At 32.7% G+C, this 17,155-nt stretch carries 18 protein-coding genes; 9 read left to right on the plus strand and 9 right to left on the minus strand.

Going from position 1 to position 17,155, the window contains the following annotated elements:
- Positions 1-165: 165 nt before the first annotated feature.
- The 3 genes from HMPREF2658_RS08065 to HMPREF2658_RS08075 form a co-directional block, all read right to left on the minus strand.
- Positions 166-1,293, minus strand: a complete 1,128-nt coding sequence (locus HMPREF2658_RS08065) for an NADH-dependent flavin oxidoreductase (protein WP_000838022.1) — start codon at positions 1,291-1,293, stop codon at positions 166-168.
- 360 nt (positions 1,294-1,653) lie between these two features.
- Positions 1,654-2,031 (minus strand): S1 domain-containing post-transcriptional regulator Ygs, encoded by a 378-nt coding sequence (ygs, locus tag HMPREF2658_RS08070; RefSeq protein WP_001067294.1) that lies wholly within the window; start codon positions 2,029-2,031, stop codon positions 1,654-1,656.
- Positions 2,032-2,446: 415 nt separating this feature from the next.
- Positions 2,447-3,040 carry a peptidylprolyl isomerase gene (locus tag HMPREF2658_RS08075; RefSeq protein ID WP_000035064.1) on the minus strand — a complete coding sequence of 198 codons (594 nt, stop codon included), beginning with the start codon at positions 3,038-3,040 and terminating at the stop codon, positions 2,447-2,449.
- A gap of 63 nt (positions 3,041-3,103) precedes the next feature.
- On the opposite strand from HMPREF2658_RS08075, the gene HMPREF2658_RS08080 reads away from it, so the two are divergent.
- The 9 genes from HMPREF2658_RS08080 to HMPREF2658_RS08120 all read left to right on the plus strand — a co-directional run bounded on the left by HMPREF2658_RS08080 (position 3,104) and on the right by HMPREF2658_RS08120 (position 10,799).
- Complete coding sequence (locus tag HMPREF2658_RS08080; RefSeq protein WP_070854314.1) at positions 3,104-3,487, plus strand: kinase-associated lipoprotein B; 384 nt, start codon at positions 3,104-3,106, stop codon at positions 3,485-3,487.
- Between the two features lie 130 nt (positions 3,488-3,617).
- The gene (gene mnhA1, locus HMPREF2658_RS08085; RefSeq protein ID WP_000054618.1) at positions 3,618-6,023 is read left to right on the plus strand and encodes a Na+/H+ antiporter Mnh1 subunit A; all 2,406 of its coding nucleotides are present in this window, start codon (positions 3,618-3,620) and stop codon (positions 6,021-6,023) included.
- Complete coding sequence (gene mnhB1, locus HMPREF2658_RS08090) at positions 6,016-6,444, plus strand: Na+/H+ antiporter Mnh1 subunit B (RefSeq protein WP_001081626.1); 429 nt, start codon at positions 6,016-6,018, stop codon at positions 6,442-6,444. Before mnhA1 ends, mnhB1 begins: the two co-directional genes overlap by 8 nt.
- The gene (mnhC1, locus tag HMPREF2658_RS08095) at positions 6,444-6,785 is read left to right on the plus strand and encodes a Na+/H+ antiporter Mnh1 subunit C (RefSeq protein WP_000402803.1); all 342 of its coding nucleotides are present in this window, start codon (positions 6,444-6,446) and stop codon (positions 6,783-6,785) included. The genes mnhB1 and mnhC1 overlap by 1 nt, the downstream gene beginning before the upstream one ends.
- Positions 6,778-8,274, plus strand: a complete 1,497-nt coding sequence (gene mnhD1 / locus HMPREF2658_RS08100; RefSeq protein WP_000573077.1) for a Na+/H+ antiporter Mnh1 subunit D — start codon at positions 6,778-6,780, stop codon at positions 8,272-8,274. The genes mnhC1 and mnhD1 overlap by 8 nt, the downstream gene beginning before the upstream one ends.
- A 1-nt stretch (position 8,275) precedes the next feature.
- Positions 8,276-8,755: a Na+/H+ antiporter Mnh1 subunit E gene (gene mnhE1, locus HMPREF2658_RS08105; RefSeq protein WP_000290674.1), complete on the plus strand. Its 480-nt coding sequence runs from the start codon at positions 8,276-8,278 to the stop codon at positions 8,753-8,755.
- Positions 8,755-9,048 carry a Na+/H+ antiporter Mnh1 subunit F gene (gene mnhF1, locus HMPREF2658_RS08110; RefSeq protein WP_001016306.1) on the plus strand — a complete coding sequence of 98 codons (294 nt, stop codon included), beginning with the start codon at positions 8,755-8,757 and terminating at the stop codon, positions 9,046-9,048. The genes mnhE1 and mnhF1 overlap by 1 nt, the downstream gene beginning before the upstream one ends.
- Positions 9,026-9,382: a Na+/H+ antiporter Mnh1 subunit G gene (gene mnhG1, locus HMPREF2658_RS08115; RefSeq protein ID WP_000590451.1), complete on the plus strand. Its 357-nt coding sequence runs from the start codon at positions 9,026-9,028 to the stop codon at positions 9,380-9,382. The genes mnhF1 and mnhG1 overlap by 23 nt, the downstream gene beginning before the upstream one ends.
- A 262-nt stretch (positions 9,383-9,644) precedes the next feature.
- Positions 9,645-10,799, plus strand: coding sequence for an FAD/NAD(P)-binding protein (locus HMPREF2658_RS08120; protein ID WP_000558761.1), 1,155 nt, complete (start codon positions 9,645-9,647; stop codon positions 10,797-10,799).
- Between the two features lie 55 nt (positions 10,800-10,854).
- Here the strand turns inward: HMPREF2658_RS08120 and HMPREF2658_RS08125 are convergent, their stop codons facing one another.
- The 6 genes from HMPREF2658_RS08125 to HMPREF2658_RS08150 form a co-directional block, all read right to left on the minus strand.
- Complete coding sequence (locus HMPREF2658_RS08125; protein ID WP_000149294.1) at positions 10,855-11,229, minus strand: PaaI family thioesterase; 375 nt, start codon at positions 11,227-11,229, stop codon at positions 10,855-10,857.
- Between the two features lie 18 nt (positions 11,230-11,247).
- Complete coding sequence (locus tag HMPREF2658_RS08130) at positions 11,248-12,564, minus strand: Na+/H+ antiporter family protein (RefSeq protein WP_000606324.1); 1,317 nt, start codon at positions 12,562-12,564, stop codon at positions 11,248-11,250.
- Positions 12,565-12,974: 410 nt separating this feature from the next.
- The gene (locus HMPREF2658_RS08135) at positions 12,975-14,450 is read right to left on the minus strand and encodes a M17 family metallopeptidase (protein WP_054194542.1); all 1,476 of its coding nucleotides are present in this window, start codon (positions 14,448-14,450) and stop codon (positions 12,975-12,977) included.
- A gap of 130 nt (positions 14,451-14,580) precedes the next feature.
- Positions 14,581-15,789 carry an NAD(P)/FAD-dependent oxidoreductase gene (locus tag HMPREF2658_RS08140; RefSeq protein WP_070854316.1) on the minus strand — a complete coding sequence of 403 codons (1,209 nt, stop codon included), beginning with the start codon at positions 15,787-15,789 and terminating at the stop codon, positions 14,581-14,583.
- A gap of 453 nt (positions 15,790-16,242) precedes the next feature.
- Positions 16,243-16,602 (minus strand): HesB/IscA family protein, encoded by a 360-nt coding sequence (locus tag HMPREF2658_RS08145; protein WP_001143497.1) that lies wholly within the window; start codon positions 16,600-16,602, stop codon positions 16,243-16,245.
- A 12-nt stretch (positions 16,603-16,614) separates the two neighbouring features.
- Complete coding sequence (locus HMPREF2658_RS08150) at positions 16,615-16,851, minus strand: YuzB family protein (protein ID WP_001068337.1); 237 nt, start codon at positions 16,849-16,851, stop codon at positions 16,615-16,617.
- Between the last annotated feature and the right edge of the window lie 304 nt (positions 16,852-17,155).

Below are 17,155 nucleotides of genomic sequence, written 5' to 3' on the forward strand. Positions count from 1 at the left end.
CCTTACATTTATAATGACATAATTACTTAAATGATTACAAGCAAAAGAATTGATAATTTTACACTTAATCAAAAGTATATTTTACTAAGAATATTTTTATTTATAAATATTGAAAACCACTAACAAATTGCATACACAATATCATTAGTGGTAACAGTTAAACACTTATTTATCTTTACGTGGTAATGGATAGAACCCTTCATTAAATTGATGCCATAAATTAGGAGTTAAGTGATGATTATCTTCTCTCTCTGGATCAAAGTAATTAATAATTTCATCTTCCCGTCCATCTTTAATTTTTTCAACAAATTGATAATCCAGTAGTAGCTCTCTACCAATGGCTACTAAGTCAACACCAACATTTTCAACTGCATCTAAAGCTTCGTCAGCTGTGAAAATTGAACCAATACCGATAAGTGGCATACGACCATTTATCCATTTGTGAATTAAAGGCAGTCTTTCTTGTCCAGCGTATTTACCTTCACGAGTCGTTGCATGCGTATCCATCATTGAAACATGAATATAGTCGATTGGCATATGGCTAATTTTATTAACGAGTTCCTCTGTAATTTCCATTGTGATTCCTGGAGACTCCGCTTCCTCTGGAGATAATCTGTATCCAACTATAAAGTCTTTATTACCATACATTTCTTTCGCTTTAAGCACTTCTTCAATCACAGCGATCGGGAATTTATATTGATTTGCCCATACATCATTTCTTCTATTATAGTATGGTGATACAAATTGATGAATTAAGTAATGATTCGCGCCATGTATTTCAACACCATCAAACCCTGCTTCAATTGCACGTCGCGTTGCCTCTCCAAAATCTTTTATCGCTTGTTCAATTTCTTGAGCCGTCATTTCTCTTGCACTATGCTCTTGTTTCTGACCGAAACTTTTTAAAGAAATTGGACTTGGTGCTACGACGTCTCCATCAGGTGTTAATTCAGGCAATGCTTGTGCACCGCCATGATGTATTTGTACGAGTGCTTTGGCACCGTTTTTCTTCATTGCTGTAGCTAATCGTTTTAGTCCTTCAATATCACTGTCATGCGCGATTGATGGCTGTCCTGGAAATGCTTTTCCGACATCACTCACATTACTCGCAGCATTAATTGTAATACCAACATCTTGTGAACGCTTTTCAATATAAGGAAGTTCTATATCTGAAATAGTACCATCATCATTTGAAGAAATATGTGTTAAAGGGGCTAACACAAATCGATTTCTCAACTCTACTCCATTTGGTAATTCTACTTTATCAAACAATGGTTCGTATTTACTTTTCATTACTTAATTCCTCCTTAAAATTATTGAGTTGACTATAACATGTAATTTTTTCATTCTCCAATTATCTGTTTATATAGTTACATTTCGTTTAATGCTTTAAGTTGTAGTTCTCATTTCTAAAATAAATTAAAAAACAAAACCACATACATTATTGCAAATAAACGACTCTATCTAACAAAGATAATGGATATGTCACCTTAAACCATTTGTATGTGTAAATAGAATCAATCTTATTAGGTTATCGTAGACAAAAAGAGATTAGTATCTAATAAAATTTAATAGATACTAATCTCTTTTATAGTCTAAGAAACTTTCATTTCAGACCCTTTGTATGATTTTCGGTACGATTTATCTGTTCCTTTAGTCGTTTCGAATTGCTCGCTTTGACTGTTTTATCCAGATTGGTAAGCGTTCTTTAAGTGTTTGAAACCCATATTTTTCTGTTTCTCTGATTTCATCTAATACTGATTGTTTTTCCTTCTTACGCTCATAATTTTTGAAGTAATCATTATCCTTTAATGATAGATTAAGCTTTCCTTCATCATCTATAGACAAAATTTTAGCTTTAACAATTTGGCCTTCTGATAGAAATTTCTTCAAATTATGAACGTAGTCATCCATAATTTCTGATATATGAATCAGTCCTTCAGTATGATTAGGGGTCTCAACAAACGCACCGTATGGTTGAATACCAGTTACACGCACCTTGATATGTTGGCCAATTTTGTAGTTATTCAACTTAATAACCCCTTATTTCGTTTACTTAACACTATTATCATAGCACAAATCGAAATGGTGGACTAATTAAAACATCAAATCATACGAATATTATTTTATAAATGAATAAGAATACTACAAACTGGGATTTACAAATAAAATCAGCAACAAATTCATATCTAAATCAATATGATATCCAGCTACTTTGTTTTCAATTTATTAACTATTTGAATAGCAATTCTCTGTAAAAACATAAAAAGCAACCTCAACTATTATCTTTAGAATACACATCTATTTAAAAACTGTGCTTTCTTGATAAATATATTGAGATTGCTCATCATATTAGTTTATTTGTTTTCGTTGGAATATACACTAATCCATTCATAAATTAGCTTTATCCGAGTTTAAAATGTTGGTAGTTAATTATGTTTAGATATTATTCTTCAACATCAATAGATTCAATTACAACATCATGAAGTGGTTTATCTTGTGGTCCCACTTTTGTATTTGCAATATCTTCTAATGTAGTTTCACCATCAATGATTTGACCGAATACTGTATGTTTTTGATCTAACCATGGTGTACCACCCTTCTCGCCATATGCATCAACGATTGGTTGTGGCCAACCACCATCTGCAAGTTGACTTAACATATTTTGAGGTACTTCTTTCATTTGAACAATGAAAAATTGTGAACCATTTGTATTAGGTCCTGAGTTAGCCATTGATAATGCGCCATATAAGTTAAATGCATTTAATGAAAATTCATCTTCAAAAGCACCGCCATAAATACTTTCGCCACCCATACCAGTAGCTGTTGGATCGCCACCTTGAATCATGAAGTCATTAATGACACGGTGGAATGTTATTCCATTATAATAACCATTTTTTGCATGTGTCACAAAATTTTCAACTGTTTTTGGTGCAATATTTGGAAATAATTTGAATGTCATGTCACCTTTATTTGTGTGCATAACCACTTTAATTTCACCTTGTTGTACTTCTTTGTTTAACTGTGGATAGTTAGCCATTTATATTCTCCATTCATGTTATGATACATATATATTAACATACTTTTAAGGGAGGAAAATAGCATGAGGTTATATCGATTTTCACACAAAACAGGTAGCTATGGTGTCACGATTGTTGAAGAAAATGGAGACGATGTACTAGTTAAAGTTGAACAAGTTATCAAACACCCGAAACAAGGTGATTTACATAACCCTACTGAAACTGAAGGTGTATTTTTCCATGAACGCAAAGCATTAAGTCATTTTGAAAAACGCTATACGAAACGTTCACAATTACGCGACTTCAATGTTGATGTATTGCGCTATGAAGATTCACTTCAACAAGCAATTACAGATTTAGAAACTAAACTTAAAGCTCAGCAAACAAAACATGCTGAAATGTCTTTAGCTAGTTTAGCACGCTTAAAAGAAGATTATTCACTTCAATACAAAGAAAATTTTAAATAAAAAATGACGTGTTTCTTCTTATTTAAATACTTCTGAAAATAAAGCACAACAAGGAGTGTGTACGTTTTTCAGAACTATATCATTCATGTATAATGAATAACATAAATATTTTTTAAAGGAGGACAACATAGTGAGTTTGTTACATATTGCGGTGATATTACCGTTAATATTCGCACTCATTATTCCTATCCTGTATAGATTTTTTAAACGTATACATTTAGGATGGTTCGTATTACCTGTCCCTATCGTCATATTTATTTATATGCTTACATTAATTAAAACGACGATGTCAGGTAATACTGTAATGAAAACCTTAAATTGGATGCCTCATTTTGGTATGAACTTTGATTTATATCTTGATGGCTTAGGTTTACTCTTTAGTTTGCTTATTTCAGGAATCGGCAGTTTAGTAGTATTATATTCAATCGGCTACTTAAGTAAGTCAGAACAACTAGGGAATTTTTATTGTTATTTATTACTATTTATGGGTGCAATGTTAGGTGTCGTACTTTCAGATAATGTTATTATTCTATATTTATTCTGGGAGCTAACGTCATTTTCTAGTTTTTTACTTATTTCATTCTGGCGCGAACGACAAGCATCTATATATGGTGCTCAAAAATCGCTCATAATCACAGTATTTGGTGGTTTATCATTATTAGGTGGTATCATCTTACTCGCTTTACCAACGCAATCATTTAGCATTCAGTACATGATTCAACATGCTTCTGAAATTCAAAATAGCCCATTCTTCATTTTTGCGATGATTTTAATCATGATTGGTGCTTTTACAAAATCTGCTCAGTTTCCATTTTATATTTGGCTACCAGATGCAATGGAAGCACCTACACCAGTCAGTGCTTATCTTCATTCAGCAACAATGGTTAAAGCAGGTTTATATTTAATCGCTCGAATGACACCAATCTTCGCAGCATCGCAAGGTTGGATATGGACTGTCACACTCGTTGGTTTAATTACGTTATTCTGGGCTTCGCTAAACGCAACAAAACAACAAGACTTGAAAGGTATACTGGCATTTTCAACAGTATCCCAATTAGGTATGATTATGGCGATGCTTGGAATCGGTGCCATTAGTTATCACTATCAAGGCGATGATAGCAAAATATATGCTGCTGCATTTACGGCTGCAATATTCCATTTAATCAACCATGCAACATTTAAAGGTGCCCTATTTATGATTACAGGTGCAGTGGATCATTCTACTGGTACACGTGATGTTAAGAAATTAGGTGGCTTACTAACAATTATGCCTATCTCATTTACAATCACTGTTATTACAGCATTAAGTATGGCTGGTGTACCACCGTTCAATGGTTTCTTATCAAAAGAATCATTTTTAGAAACAACATTTACAGCAAGCCAAGCAAATTTATTCAGTGTTGATATATTAGGCTACCTATTCCCAATCATTGGTATAGTGGGCAGTGTCTTCACATTTGTATATTCAATTAAATTTATAATGCATATATTTTTCGGACAATATAAACCTGAACAATTACCTAAAAAAGCACACGAAGTATCAATATTAATGCTTTTATCACCAGCTATTTTAGCTACATTAGTAATTGTATTTGGTTTATTCCCTGGCATTTTAACTAATTCGATTATTGAACCAGCTACATCTTCGATTAATCATACAGTCATTGATGATGTTGAATTCCATATGTTCCATGGATTAACGCCTGCCTTTTTATCAACATTAGTGATTTATATTTTAGGTATCTTACTAATTGTGACATTTAGTTATTGGGTGAAATTGTTGCAACGACAACCTGATAAACTAACATTCAATTATTGGTACAACAGAAGTGCAAATGTTATTCCAAACTACTCTGAAAAGATGACGAATAGCTATGTTACCGATTATTCACGTAATAATTTAGTTATCATTTTTGGTGCATTAATTTTATTAACATTTGTCACTGTATTCTCAGTACCTTTCAACATTAATTTTAAAGACGTTAGTCCGATTAGAATTTTCGAAGTTTGTATCGTAATTTTATTATTAAGTGCTGCCTTTTTAATTCTTTTCGCTAAATCAAGATTATTTAGCATCATTATGTTAAGTGCAGTTGGATATGCTGTGTCTGTATTGTTTATATTCTTTAAAGCACCCGACTTAGCATTGACACAGTTTGTCGTTGAATCTATTTCAACAGCATTGTTCTTATTATGCTTCTACCACTTACCAAATTTAAATCGTTATAATGAAAAGCGCTCATTCCAGCTTACTAATGCTTTAATTGCTGGTGGTGTTGGTTTGTCCGTCATTATTATCGGTTTAATTGCATACGGAAATAGACATTTTGAATCGATATCTAAGTTTTATCAAGAGCACGTTTATGATTTAGCTCACGGTAAAAACATGGTAAACGTTATACTTGTTGATTTCCGTGGTATGGATACTTTATTCGAGTCATCTGTCCTTGGTATCGCAGGATTAGCTGTATATACAATGATTAAATTACGTAAAAAGCGTCAAACGCAAGGTAACGAGGTGAAAAATCATGAATAGACAACAAAATGATCTAATTTTGCAATTTGCTGCAGTTATTATCTTTTTCATGGTAATGGTCTTTGGTTTTTCACTTTTCTTAGCAGGACATTATACACCTGGTGGCGGTTTCGTCGGCGGATTATTATTCGCAAGTTCACTTGTTATCATTACGATTGCATTTGATATAGAAACAATGCGTAAAATTTTCCCATTAGATTTTAAAATCTTGATAGGTATTGGATTAGTTTTTTGTATTGCGACGCCTATCGCAAGTTGGTTTTTAGGTAAAAATTTCTTTACGCATGTCACATTTGATATACCGTTATTTATATTAGAACCTGTTCATATGACAACAGCAGTATTCTTTGATTTCGGTGTTTTATGTGCAGTAGTTGGTACTGTCATGACAATTATTATTTCGATTGGAGAGAACGAATAGTGGAAATTATTATGATTTTTGTTAGTGGTATTCTCACAGCAATTAGTGTCTATCTCGTTTTGTCTAAAAGTCTGATACGAATTGTTATGGGAACTACACTACTAACACATGCAGCAAATTTATTTTTAATAACTATGGGTGGACTTAAACATGGTACTGTTCCAATTTATGAAGCGAACGTAAAAAGCTATGTTGATCCTATCCCGCAAGCACTTATTTTAACAGCAATCGTTATCGCCTTTGCGACAACAGCCTTTTTCTTAGTATTAGCATTTAGAACATATAAAGAATTAGGCACAGATAACGTTGAGAGTATGAAAGGAGTTCCAGAAGATGATTGAAAGTAATATGCTTGTGTTAACGCTCGTCATTCCAGTAATTACAGCCATATTACTTGTCTTTATTGGAAAGCGCCCTATTATAAAGCGTTATGTCGCACTAGGCGGTACATTATTAACCTTGGTCGCGGCAATTATCAATTTAGCAAATGTTGTAAAACATGGACCAATACGTGTAGAGCTAGGTTCATGGAAAGCACCATATAGTATTGTCTTTGTATTAGACATATTCAGTGCCCTACTAATTATTACTAGTATTATAATTACAGCTATTGTGATTTTATATTCATACCAAACAATTGGTATTGAACGTGAAAGATATTATTATTATTTTTCAGTACTATTTATGTTAATAGGTATCATTGGTGCCTTTACAACTGGTGACATTTTCAACCTATTCGTATTTTTCGAAGTATTTCTAATGTCATCATATTTCTTATTAGTTATAGGTTCTACAAAAATTCAATTACAAGAAACAATAAAATATGTTCTTGTTAACGTTGTATCGTCGTCCTTCTTCGTAATGGGTGTAGCGATTTTATATTCAGTAGTAGGAACATTGAATCTAGCAGATATAAGCAATAAATTAGCTAACCTTTCAGCGCATGACAGTGGCTTAGTCAATATCGTTTTCATACTATTTATCTTTGTTTTTGCTACAAAAGCTGGCGTATTCCCAATGTTTGTTTGGTTACCTAGTGCATACTATGCACCACCAATTCCAATCATTGCATTCTTTGGCGCTTTGTTAACAAAAGTTGGTGTTTATGCAATCGCTAGAACATTGAGCCTATTCTTTAGTGATAATGTAAGCTTTTCACATTATGTCATTTTATTCTTAGCACTATTAACGATCATCTTTGGTTGTGTCGGTGCTGTTGCATATGCCAACATTAAAAAAATCATCCTATACAATGTCATGATTGCTGTAGGTGTGATCTTAGTCGGCGTTGCAATGATGACAGAGTCAGGTATGATTGGTGCTATTTACTATACATTGCACGACATGTTAGTAAAACTTGCATTATTCTTGCTTATTGGAATTATGATTAAAATTACAGGCACTGCTGATTTAAGACAATTTGGTGGCTTAATTAAACGATATCCCGTACTTGGTTGGTCATTCTTTATCGCAGCATTAAGTTTAGCTGGCATTCCCCCACTCAGTGGCTTTTATGGAAAATTTTTCATTGTCCAATCAACATTTGAAAGAGGATTTTATTTAAGTGGTGTCATCGTCTTATTATCAAGTTTAGTCGTATTATATTCTGTCATTCGCATATTCCTACAAGGCTTTTTCGGTCAACCAAAAGGATATGATCTTAATAACAAAGTCGACGTCAAATATTTAACTACGATTGCAATCGTTGCAGTTGTGATAACTGTTTTATATGGATTGTCAGCAGATTACTTATATCCAATGGTAAAAGCTGGTGCAGAAACATTCTACAATCCATCAACCTACGTTAAAGCTGTATTAGGAGGTAAATAACATGGCTGTACAATTAGTATTAAACTTTATTATCGCAGTGTTTTGGTTGTTTGTGACAAATAGTTACACAACAAATAACTTTGTGTTAGGTTTCATCTTTGGCCTAGTTCTTGTTTACCTCTTACACAGAGTGTTACCAGGTAGATTTTATGTCATCACGCTATATCGTATTATTAAATTAGTTATTATTTTCTTAATCGAACTGATTAAAGCTAATTTTGATGTTCTAAAAATTATTATCAAACCTTCGATTAAAAATGAACCAGGATTCTTTGTTTATCACACAGATTTAAAAAAAGATTGGCAAATTGTCTTGTTGTCTAATTTAATTACATTAACACCTGGTACTGTAGTGCTTGGTGTAAGTGATGATCGTACAAAAATTTATATTCATGCCATAGATTTTTCAACTAAAGAGCAAGAAGTGGAAAGTATTAAAACATCATTAGAGAAAATTGTAAGAGAGGTGGGCGAAATATAATGAATCATAATGTTATTATCGTTATTGCATTAATCATAGTTGTCATTTCTATGTTAGCTATGCTCATTCGCGTTGTGCTAGGCCCATCACTTGCCGATCGTGTTGTCGCATTAGATGCGATTGGTCTTCAATTAATGGCAGTTATAGCATTATTCAGTATCTTATTAAATATTAAATACATGATTGTCGTTATTATGATGATTGGTATATTAGCCTTTTTAGGTACTGCAGTATTCTCTAAATTTATGGACAAAGGTAAGGTGATTGAACATGATCAAAATCATACTGATTAGTCTTGCACTTATCTTTGTTATCATCGGTGCTTTAATTAGCGCCCTAGCAGCTATAGGATTATTGAGACTTGAAGATGTATATTCACGTGCACATGCTGCCGGAAAAGCATCAACATTAGGTGCAATGTCATTACTATTTGGTACATTTTTATATTTTATTGCTACTCAAGGTTTTGTAAATATGCAATTAATCGTTGCGATTATCTTTGTATTAATTACAGGTCCTCTTTCAAGTCATATGATTATGAAAGCAGCATATAATATTAAAACGCCTTATACTAAAAAGACTAAAGTCGATGAAATTTCAGAAGACTTAAAAGACACAAAATTGTAGATTATATAACAAAGTCATGAATATAAATCAACAACAAACAGCAGTAAGATGATTCCAAATTAGGAATGATTTTACTGCTGTTTTCTTTTGACATTGTTACCCCTTTTTCAATGAATTTAGTTTAGTACATACTTCTTTGACTACAGCTTCGCCCTATCTACGTATATCTCTTTAATTTAATTGCCTTTCATGTCGTTATGTATTATGATAATAATAATTATAAATCGTAACGATTACGCTTTAAAAAGAGAGAGGTTTTATTATGCATTGGACAATTATCGGCGGTGGCATACAGGGAACTGCAATCGCACAAAAACTATTATCAAGCGGATTAACAACAGACCGATTAACAATCATTGACCCACACGAAACTTTTTGTCAAAGGTTTAACTCATATACAAATCGAATAGAAATGCCTTATTTAAGATCACCGATTGTACATCACGTACATCCACAACCGTTCCATCTAAAACAATTCGCTAAACAGCACCAATATACAAATGCTTTTTATGGTCCTTATCAACGACCTGAATTGACAATGTTTATGGATCATATTGCACATGCTTCTAAACAATATCAATTAGAGGATTGCTTGGTTCAAGGTTTAGTTCAAACTTTAGATAAACAAGAAGACAAATGGCATATCAAGTTAGAAGATGGACAAATTATCACTACAGATTGCGTCGTTATTGCAATAGGCAGTACAAATATTCCGTTTATGCCTGACATTTTAAAAGACAAACAGAATGTAAAACATATCTTCGAGAAAGAACATGATCAAGTAGTATATGATAAGACCGATCATATCGTTGGTAGTGGCATTACTGCTGCACATCTTGCACTTAAATTGTTAAATCATGATGACGATAAAAAAATTCATTTATGGCTAAATAAGGATATTGAAATACATGACTTTGATGCTGATCCTGGTTGGTTAGGTCCGAAAAATATGTCTTCATTTTTAAGTACTAAAAGCATGCCTGAAAGAAATGCCATTGTACAACGTGAACGTCATAAAGGATCAATGCCTCACGAACTGTACTTACGCCTTAAAAAACATATTAAAAATGGTCGTATAAATGTGCATAAAACACCTATCACTCAAATTAGTGATGGTTTAATTAACACTGAAAATGATTCTGTTCCATATCAACAGATTATGGTTGCAACTGGTTTTGAACAAGATTTTATGTCACAACCACTTATTAAGCAATTAATACAAAATTATGATGCACCTATTAACGAATGTAATTACCCTGTTATTTCCGAAAAATTAGAATGGATACCAAATCTATTTGTCGCAGGATGCTTTGCAGACTTAGAATTAGGACCATTTGGTAGAAATGTTATGGGTGGCCGTAAAGCTGCCGAACGCATTGAACAAGCATTTCTAAAACTACAACAATATAGCGCATAAAAAAACTGCTAGCCGTAGTTATGAATATCTCATAACTTTTCAGCTAGCAGTTCTTTTATTTTAAAGGTTTAATAGCAACTGTACCACGCATAACTGTAATTAATTGTTCTTTGTCATTCTTAATTTTTATATCCCATACATGTGTCGACTTACCTTGATGAATAATTTCAGCTGTCGCAGTAACACGACCATCTTTAGCAGAATGAATATGATTGGCATTCATCTCTAAACCTAATGGAATAAATTTGGTTGTATCAATTAAATTAGCAGATCCTAATGAACATGCTGTTTCACCTAAAGCAATCGAAGCACCACCATGTAAATATCCAAATGGTTGTTTTACTTTATCAGTAACAGGCATAGAAATAACAACTAAACCATCTTCCTGGTGATCTATTGACATCTCAAATGTCTCTAATAAATGAGTCATATTTTCACCTCTTTATGCTTATAGTACCATAGCAGCAATAGTACCGAAAATCATTAAAGGAATATTATAAAACAAGAAGTTTGGTACACATGTATCGCGTATATGATCATGTTGGCCATCAACATTTAATCCCGCAGTAGGTCCTAATGTTGAATCACTTGCAGGTGAACCTGAGTCACCTAATGCACTCGCTGTTCCAATCAATGCGATTAATGCCATTGTATCTAGTCCAATTGACGCTCCAAATGGAATGAATAATGATGCGATAATAGGAATTGTTGCAAATGATGATCCTATACCTAAAGTGACAATTAAACCTATCACATACATCATGATAATGCTAAATAATTTATTATCACCAGTAATACTTGTTAAAGTTTTAACTAATTCATCTATATCACCAGTAGCATTCATTACACCAGCAAATCCATTTGCTGTTAAAATAACTACACCAATATAAGCCATAATTTTAATACCTTCAACAAACTTAGCATCTAATTCATACCAATTATATGCACGTGAAATAAAGAATACGAGTACCCCTGCCAGGGCACCAAAAATCATTGAATCTGTAAACGTTTGTACTAAAAATGTAGCTAGTATTGCTACAATTGTTACTATTAAGATATATGGTTTTAACTCTGTAACATTGTCACTATCTGAAATTTTACGTGTTTCATATTCACGTGGTTTACGATATACATATAAACCGATAAGTAAGCCAACAATATACCCCATTGAAGGAATAAGCATTGCTTTCCAAATCATATTAAACTCAATTGGGTGATTCGCCTTTGCAAAGCCACTTTGAATAATTTGCTGGAAAATTTGACCGAATCCATATGGTAATAACACATACGGGAAACATAAACCAAAACCGATAATCAAACCGATTAAACGTCTATCTATTTTTAAGTCATTAAACAGACTTAATAATGGTGGGATGACAATTGGAATGAATGCAATATGTACAGGAATTAAGTTTTGACTCATGATACTCATAGCTAATAATGCAATGATTATTGTCACTTTTACTTTAACTCTTGACCATCGACTATTTTCAGCGTGAATTGCATTTATAATTTTTCCTACTAAATAGTCTGTGATACCACTGTATGAAATTAATGCTGCAAATCCACCTAATAAGGCATAGCTTAATGCTACCTCAGCACCATCGACTATATTTTTCCCAAATACATTTATAACTTTTTCAATGCTCATGCCTGAAATTAAGCCACCAACTAGCGCACTGATAAATAAGCTTATAACTACGTTTAATCGACATAAACATAGCACAATCATTAATATTACTGCTATTACTACTGCATTTATCATATGACAACCATCCTTTACCACTCTATCGAACTAAAGCGTTTATAGACTACATAGTATCAGTAGCTTTAACACCTGTCAATAGCAAACTATACCAATAATCTTTATTTTTTAGTTAATTGTCTTTCTTAAAATAATTTTCGCTTTCATTAAATTAAACAATTTTACAAGCCTGGAACACCAATCAAAATCCTAAGTTCTATAATGTTATATTAGTAGTCGTTGACTGAATGAACATATGATTACATTAAGTTTTTGCAATGCTAGTCAAGTTGATTTATGCTCACAAGGATATGCGATTTATATTTTCTTACAACAATAAAAATGCCTGATACAATGCGATCCTTTATACTTTCAAGAGTTAAATTAGAAATGTAAAACAAGACACAAGTTGTATCAGGCAATTAATTAAATTATTGTTGTTTTAACCATTGTACTATCGTCGGAATCATAAATCCTGTTGGCCCTTTTGGACCATTATATGAAGCTTTATTAGTCGTTGCTGGACCTGCAATATCGAAATGAATGTGGGGTGTTTGACCACTAAAATGTGTTACAAAACTTGCCGCAAATAGCGCTTTACCTTGTCCATTCGTATGGTTAACTAAATCAGCGATATCACTGTGTTTAATACTTGCACGTTCGGTTGCAGTAATCGGTAATTCAAATACCATTTCATCGACTTTGGAACTTATTTGTAATATGTCTTTTAATATCACTTTACTATTCGATTCAAATGCAGCAGCTTTATCGTCGCCTAGTGCAACAATTGCTGCACCCGTTAATGTAGCAAAGTCCATAATCACACTAGGCTGATATTGATTTGCATAATACACAGCATCTGCAAGGACTAATCTACCTTCAGCGTCTGTATTCATTACTTCTACAGTTTCACCACTCAATGCTGTAAATACATCGTCAGGCTTCATTGACGCTTCATTTATCATATTTTCAGCACAAGCAAGCACTCCGACAATATTTACAGGCAGTTGTAAACGACTAGCCGCTTCAATGATACCAACGACATTCGCAGCGCCACACATGTCAAACTTCATTGTAGCCATGCCATTCTTCGTTTTAATACTATAACCACCAGAATCATACGTTATACCTTTACCAACTAAGGCAATTGGTGCTTCATCTTTGTCTTTGCCATTATATGTGATGGTTACTAATCTCGGTTTATGCTTACTACCTTTACCTACCGCTTGTAAAAGTCCAAATCCTTCAGAAACTATAGTGTCATAATCTTTAACCTCTACTTTGACCTTTGTATTTTTAAAATGATTAACAATATCTTCTGCAAATGTTTGTGGTGTTAATAAATTCGGTGGCATATTACTAAAGTCTCTTGCCAAATTAATGGATAGGCCAATACTGATACCCTCATGAATGAAATCTAATTCAATTAATGATTCACTAATAAGGTTTAAATTCGTCTTAAACGGTGCCTTCTTACTTGATTTATAATGATCGAATTCATATGTTGCACGCTCACTTTGAATACCGCATGCCATTAATACATCTGATAACTGATCATATTTTGAAATAAATGAATCCATAAGTAAATACGTATCTTCAATGTGTTCTGACTTTATGTATTGGAAAAGATGTCCCCATATTTTCAACATATCTTGATAACTACGTGTTTTTAAGTTTCCTAAACCAACTGTAATTAAACGATATGTTTGATCTTGTACATCAAATGCAGTTGTATAAATCTTCCCAACTTTACTACCAATAATATGTTGATGTTTTAGTCTTTCAAGTGATTCTGTAATATCGATATGATTAAAACTAATGCGTTCTAACTGATTTAAATGTTCTGGTATACCAATAATCAACGTATTTATTTCGTTGCTTAATGTGTTATTTAATTTAAAATTCATAATGTACCTCCTTAGATTTGATATGTTACTCACTTCAAATTGTACAACAATAAAGCCCTTCAGTGACACTGAAGGACTTTATAAATGAATAATTTAATTTTATGCGTTTAGCTGTATCTTAATCTAAAGCCTAGAATTTACCTTTTTTGAATGCTAAACCGATACCACCGATTTTGAATACCGCACGTGTATCAATCACTTTTTTCATGAATGCTGCTTTTTTAACAGCGATAGGTTTACCAAATACCATACCTACACCGTCATGTGAACCTAAAGAACAAACAGTTCCACGATCAACGTATTCGAATTCTTCAGTTGATTCACCGTTTAAGATGCGTTTAATGTTTTTAGCAACACTTTCACCTTGTTGCATTGCAATTTGTGCTGTAGTTGGTAATGGACGTTCTTCTCCAGCTGGGATAAACGCTGAACAATCACCAATAACAAAAATGTTGTCGTAACCATTGATTGTTAAATCTTGCTTTGTAACGATACGTCCACGTTTAACGCCTTCAAATGATTCTTCCATTAATTTACTACCACGTACACCAGCTGCCCATACTGAAGTACCTGCATTTAATTGTTGTTTTTCACCGTCTACTTCAACTACAAAACCTTTTTCGTTACAAGCAACGATTGGTGTAGCAATTTTAAATTCAACACCGCGGTCTTCTAAGTAGCTAACTGCGTGGTTAACTAATTCTTCTGAGAACATTGGTAACATTTTAGGTGCTGCTTCAACACAAGTGATTTTAACTTTATTTTGATCCACACCATATTTGCTACATAATTCAGGAATTCTGTCTGTTAATTCACCTAAGAATTCAACACCAGTGAATCCAGCACCACCAACTAAGATAGATAAATCGTTATCATCTTTTTCTTTTGATGCTGCATAGTTAGCAAATTTGTCTTCGATATGACGTGATAATTCACGTGCTGTGATAACATTTTCAATTTGGAAAGCATGATCTTTCATACCTTCGATGCCGAATGTTTCACTAACGAAACCTAATGCTACTACTAAAATATCAAAGTCATAAATACCTTGATTTGTTTCTACCTTTTTAGCATCACGGTCAATTTTTGTTACTTCTGCTTGAACAAAGTTCACTTTGTCTTTCTTCAAGACACTTTCCACAGGATATAATACATCTTCATAGTTTAGTGTACCTGCTGATGCTTCATGTAACCATGTCGCTTCATAGTGATATTCATTTTTATTAATAAGCGTAATTTCTGCTTCTTCTGTTGATATCGCTTTTTGCAATTTAGTTACAGTTTGTAAACCTGCATAACCAGCACCAAGTACAAGTACTTTTTTACGATCTTGAGCCATTTAATTTCACCTAAGCTTTCATATTTTTTTAACCAAATGCTGATAATTACTAGTAACAACTGGTCATTCCTACTTTTACCACAATGTATACTAGTTTATCATCATTTTGTTATTTAAGTCTTTTAAATTATGTAAAAACCTGTGATGTTCACAAAAAAGACATTTTTAATCCAATACTAATTCTATAGCTTTTATGTTATATTTTCAAGCAAGATTCAGTCAGATTGTGAAAAAATTAATTAATTTTTTCGTAGCCTGATTTCGATTAAAAATGTATCCGCTATCACAATCATTTAAAATACTATTAATAGTCAGATTCTTAATTTTTAATAAGCTTTTTAATAAAACAAAATATCTTTACGCAAAAATAGGACATAATCAAATATGTCCCTAATCGTAATTGATATCAATTTGTATCCCAAAAATTGGGTTAATCATTAAAAAGTTATTTTATTAGCAGTTTTCAGGATTACCTGCAACTTTTGCAGTTCTAAATGAACTACCACAGCCACATGATGCAATTGCATTAGGATTGTCGATTTGGAAACCGCCACCCATTAATGATTGCTTAAAATCAATAGTCGTACCATTTAATACGGGTGCATCTTTTTTGTCCACTAAAACTTTTAATCCAAAGTATTCTAAGACTTCATCATTTTCACCAGGCGCTTCTTCTGCACCCATACCGTATGTTAAACCAGTGCACCCGCCACCATTCACTTTAATTTTTAAATAGCCATCTGGCATTTCATTTGCTTTAAGCATATCTTTTACTTCGTAGGCAGCTGCTTCTGTTAATATAACTGTTGGCATGATAACTCCTCCTTAAAAAATCCAAGTTTCTTTTATATGTGCATATATATTTTGTAATAATTCTTCCGGCGAATCACCTTCAACAATATCACCATTTACTAAAGCATACAACCCGGCTGAACATATACCACAATGTGTCAGGCAACCATACTCTAACACATCGACATCTGGGTCATTTTCCAGTTGATTAAAAACATAATCTCCACCTTTTGCCATGTTAGAGAGACAAAATTCTACGATCGGATTCATACTTCACCTTCTTATTTCATTTGTTACAATATTATAGCATTTTAAAACTGGTATTTTAACATGATGTGCTCAATTAGCAACAACTGATGTTTCTTATCCCAGTTATGCAATAGTGCCTTAGTTGGTACAAATATTTATTTGTAGTCATTTTCAAAAAAATATATAATAAGCATATAAATACATATTTACTTTTTTAGGGGTTATTGATGAATCAAAGACACTTGCATTTTATAACTGTTCATTAACAAATATATCTATGCACTTTGATCTTTTCAAAATTAAAGTAAATATTAACATATAAAAG

The sequence above is a fragment of the Staphylococcus sp. HMSC062H10 genome (assembly GCF_001836945.1).
Classification (GTDB): domain Bacteria; phylum Bacillota; class Bacilli; order Staphylococcales; family Staphylococcaceae; genus Staphylococcus; species Staphylococcus aureus.